This window comes from Leucobacter sp. M11, assembly GCF_035726885.1.
GTDB lineage: Bacteria > Actinomycetota > Actinomycetes > Actinomycetales > Microbacteriaceae > JAPFRB01.
The window spans coordinates 594448-598509 of the sequence record NZ_JAPFRB010000001.1; the positions used below are offsets into that span (position 1 = coordinate 594448).

General features: G+C 73.3%; 4 protein-coding genes. 2 read left to right on the forward strand and 2 right to left on the reverse strand.

Translation table 11 applies throughout. From position 1 onward, the window contains the following. Positions 1 to 398, reverse strand: a 398-nt coding sequence (locus OOT08_RS03060; protein ID WP_325091072.1) for a DUF885 family protein, incomplete at its 3' end; no start/stop codon positions are given. Between the two features lie 370 nt (positions 399 to 768). Between OOT08_RS03060 and OOT08_RS03065 the strand changes: the two genes are divergently transcribed. Beyond that, complete coding sequence (locus OOT08_RS03065) at positions 769 to 1011, forward strand: DUF2511 domain-containing protein (RefSeq protein WP_325091073.1); 243 nt, start codon at positions 769 to 771, stop codon at positions 1009 to 1011. On the opposite strand, the gene OOT08_RS03070 is transcribed toward OOT08_RS03065, so the two are convergent. Next, positions 994 to 2706 carry a DUF885 domain-containing protein gene (locus OOT08_RS03070; RefSeq protein ID WP_325091074.1) on the reverse strand — a complete coding sequence of 571 codons (1713 nt, stop codon included), beginning with the start codon at positions 2704 to 2706 and terminating at the stop codon, positions 994 to 996. The genes OOT08_RS03065 and OOT08_RS03070 overlap by 18 nt on opposite strands. 79 nt (positions 2707 to 2785) lie before the next feature. Here OOT08_RS03070 and OOT08_RS03075 point away from each other — a divergent pair. Continuing rightward, positions 2786 to 4062, forward strand: a 1277-nt coding sequence (locus OOT08_RS03075; RefSeq protein WP_325091075.1) for a CocE/NonD family hydrolase, incomplete at its 3' end; no start/stop codon positions are given.

The following is a 4062-nucleotide window of genomic DNA, read 5'->3' on the forward strand; positions in this document are numbered from 1 at the left end:
GCCACGATCGACCAGTCCTCCTCGGTTTCCTGCGGCATGAGGTCGAAGGCGTCGCGGATGTCCTGGATGGGCGAGGCAATCACGTTGAGGTCGCGCAGGGGCAACTTCGCCGCCGCGGACTCGAGGCTGAGGCTGAGCTGGTCGGCGAGGTCGCGCTTCGTGACCTCGTCCACGGCGTCAACGGGGGTCGCGGCCTGGAGCGCGGTCAGGGCGGCGCGCGTGGCCGTTTCCTCCGCGGCGAGGCCCTCGGGCGAGTAGTCGCCGAAGCGGTCGTTTGACTCGACGCGGCCCAGGTAGGTGCCGGTGGTCGGGTGCAGGGCGACGACGGTGTCTACCCACTCCTCCGCGATCTGGTCGATCGGGGTCGTGGGGCGAATCTGCTGGTGATCTGTAGTCATGATGCGAGTGTAGTATCCCTGCCGCGGCTTCCGATATGGCCCGCAGATCCCGCGTGAGCCCCGCATCGGCGGCGCCGATCTGCGGGCTCGGGCACGTTTCCTTTTGCCCGGCTCGCGGGTACGCTGGGCCGGAAGACGCGACCCCGGGAGGTGCAGGATGCGGCAGGGATCCCGTGCGGCGAGCGCCGCCCCGGCTCGGGCTTGGCTCGCCGGGGTGTTCCTCGCGCTGGGCGGGCTTGGCCTCCTGAGCGGGTGCGCAGGGTTGCCCGGGCCGTCCGCTCCCTCCGCGAGCGAGCGAGCCCCCGACGCCGAACCGGCGGAGCCCGAGGCCTCGGTCGCGGAGCCTCGGCCGACGGCGAATCCGCAGTCGGTGAGCCGGGCGGAGTTCGGCTCGGGCTGGCCGTTCACGGTTGCCGAGGGGACGGTCTCCTGCGAGGCGACCCCCGGCGGCGATCCGCTGACCGTCTTCGCGGCCCCGGGCGGGTCCCGGTATGCGTTGAACGAGGTCGCGGGCAGCGAGGAGCTCGGCGATATCCGCGAGGTGTTGGACGGTCGGATCCGGGGCTTCCGGGCCTTCGCGCTCAGCCTGTGCGAGCTACCGGCCGCCCCCTGAGGCGACGGCCGCCGCGGCTCCCCCGTCGAGCGCCCAGGCCAGGGTGTCCAGGCCGACCGTGCCGAGGCTGAGGGCTTCGCGGTGGAACTCCCGGATGTCGAAGTCGGCCCCGGCCCGCACCGCGGCGGCCTCGCGGAGCTGTTCCCAGCGGCGCTGCCCGATCTTGTAGGCGGGCGCTTGCCCGGGCCAGCCGAGGTAGCGGTTCACCTCGAACTCGACGAAGGCGGGGTCCATCGTGACGTGCTCCCGGAGGAAGGCGAAGGCGGCCTCGGCGTCCCAGACGCCGCCGCCGTCCGGGCGCTGCTTGCCCAGGTGCACGCCGAGGTCGATGACGACCCGGGCCGCCCGCATCCGCTGCCCGTCGAGCATGCCGAAGCGGTCGCCGGGATCCGCCAGGTAGCCGAGCTCGGCCATGAGTCGCTCCGCGTAGAGCGCCCAGCCTTCCTCGTGGCCGGCGGTGCCCGCGAGCTGCCGCCGCCAGGCGTTCAGGGTGCCCCGGTTCAGCACCCCGGAGCCGATCTGGAGGTGATGCCCCGGCACCCCCTCGTGGTACACGGTTGTCAGCTCCCGCCAGGTGGTGAATTCCGTGACCCCGGGCGGCACGGACCACCACATCTGGCCGGGCCGGGAGAAGTCGTCGCTCGGCTGGCTGTAATAGATCCCGCCCTCCTGAGTCGGGGCGATTCGGCAGTCGAGGCGGCGCAGGGGCTCCGGGATGTCAAAGTGCGTGGCCCCCAGCTCGGCGACGGCCCGGTCGCTCGTGTCCTGCATCCAGCGTTGCAGCGCCTCGGTGCCGTGCAGGACGCGCGCCGGGTCCGCGTCGAGCGCGGCGATGGCCTCGGGGACGCCGCCGCCGGGGACGATCTCGCGGGCGATGCGTTCCTGCTCGGCGGCCATCCGCGCCACCTCGGCGAGCCCCCACTCGTAGCTTTCGTCGAGGTCAACCGTCGCGCCGAGGAAGCCGCGCGAGGCGAGCGCGTAGTGCTCCCGGCCCACCCCGTCCCGCTCCGGGGCGGCGGGGGCCAGCTCCGTCCGCAGGAAGTCGGCCGTGTCCGCGTAGGCGCGCGCCGCGCGGTCGGCCGCCGCCGTGAGCGCCGCGTGCTGCGCGGGCCCGAGGCCGGTCGCCCCGGCGGCGAGCGCCCGGAAGAAGCCCGTGTCGGCCCCGTGCCGGGCGGCCTGCGCCCCGACGACCAGGGCCTGGCGGCGGGCCGGCGGGTTCCCCGCGCGCACCCCGGCGCGCAGGCTCTCCCGGTATCCGGCGAGGGCGTCTTCGACCGCGTTCAGCCGGCTGACGGTGTCCGCCCAGTCTGCCTCCGTCTGCCGGGGCATCAGATCGAAGCTGTCCCGGATCTCCTGCAGGGGCGATTCGATGACGTTGAGGTTGCGCAGCGGGAGCCCGGCCTCGCTCTGCTCGATGAGGAGCCGGAGCTGATCGCCGAGGGCGCGCTGGGTGACGGCGTCGACCGCGTCCTGGGGCGGGGCCGCGCTGAGCTCGGCCAGGCTGCGGCGCGCCTCGGTTTCCTCCTCCGCGAGGCCCTCCGGGGAGAGGTCGCCCAGGCGGTGATTCGACCCTGGGTGGCCGATGTAGGTGCCCTTCGTTGGCCGGAGGCGGGCGACCGTGTCGACCCAGCGCTCGGCGATGGCGTCGATGGGAGTGGGGACACGGGCGGGGGCTGGCTGCGACGGTGCGGACATGTCTCCGAGCCTAGCGCCGCCGCCCCGGCACGTGCGCGGGCGCTACGCTGGTGGGCACCGCTTTCGAAGGAGAATGCCCATGCAGATCCGCACCGAGTTCCCGCACGCCGTGCGGGTCCTGGACCGCGTCCGTATCCCGATGAGCGACGGCGCCGAGCTCGCCGCGACGATCTGGCTGCCCGAGGGGGCCGAGGAGCACCCGGTGCCCGCGATCCTGGAGTATCTGCCGTATCGGAAGGGTGACTGGACCGCGCCGCGTGACGCGCAGCGTCACCCCTGGTATGCGGGGCACGGCTACGCGTCGGTGCGCGTCGATATCCGGGGGTGCGGGGACTCGGACGGGGTGATGCTCGACGAGTACGACGAGCAGGAGCTGGAGGACGGGCTGGAGGTCATCGCGTGGCTCGCCGCGCAGCCGTGGTGCACGGGCAGCGTTGGCATGATCGGCATCTCCTGGGGCGGCTTCAACGGGTTGCAGCTCGCCGCGAGGCAGCCGGAGGCGCTGAAGGCGATCGTGACGGTGTGTTCCTCGGATGACCGCTACGCGGACGATGTGCACTACTTCGGCGGGGCGATGCTCGGCATCGACATGATGAGCTGGGCCGGGACCATGTTCGCCTTCCAGAGCCGCCCCCCGGCCCCGTGGCGGGTCGGACCCGGCTGGGAATCGATGTGGCGGGAGCGCTTGGAGGCCCTGCGCCCGTTCTCGGAGCGCTGGCTGGCACATCAGGAGCGTGACGCCTATTGGCGGCGCGGTTCGGCGGGCGAGGACGCGGGCAAGATCCGCGCGGCGGTGCTGGCCGTCGGGGGCTGGGCGGACCCGTACCGGAACACGGTGTTCCGGCTGCTGGAGCACGTGGGCGGCCCGACGAAGGGCATCATCGGCCCGTGGTCCCACCAGTACCCGGACATTGCCCGCACCCCGGGCCCCACGATCGGTTTCCTGCAGGAGACGCTGCGGTGGTGGGATGCCTGGCTGAAGGACACGGACGAGACCGGGGTGCGCGCGGAGCCGACGCTGCGCGCCTACCACCAGGACGCGGTGCCCCCGGCGACGCACTACCCGGAGCGTCCGGGCCGCTGGATCGCGCTGGACGGGTGGCCGAGCGAGGATGTGACGGTGCGGGAGTATCCCCTGCCGACGAGCTTTCGGAGCCTCGCGGGCGACGCGGAGGGGCTCATCCGGGTGCACAGCCCGCAGCACACCGGCGCGGATGCGGGCCGCTGGTTCCCCTTCGGCAACCTCTCGGATCTGCCGCCCGATCAGCGGGAGGAGGACGGCCGCTCGGTCGTCTTCGACACCCCGCCCCTCGCGGAGACCCTGGAGATCTTTGGCCGCCCCCGGCTGGCGGTCCG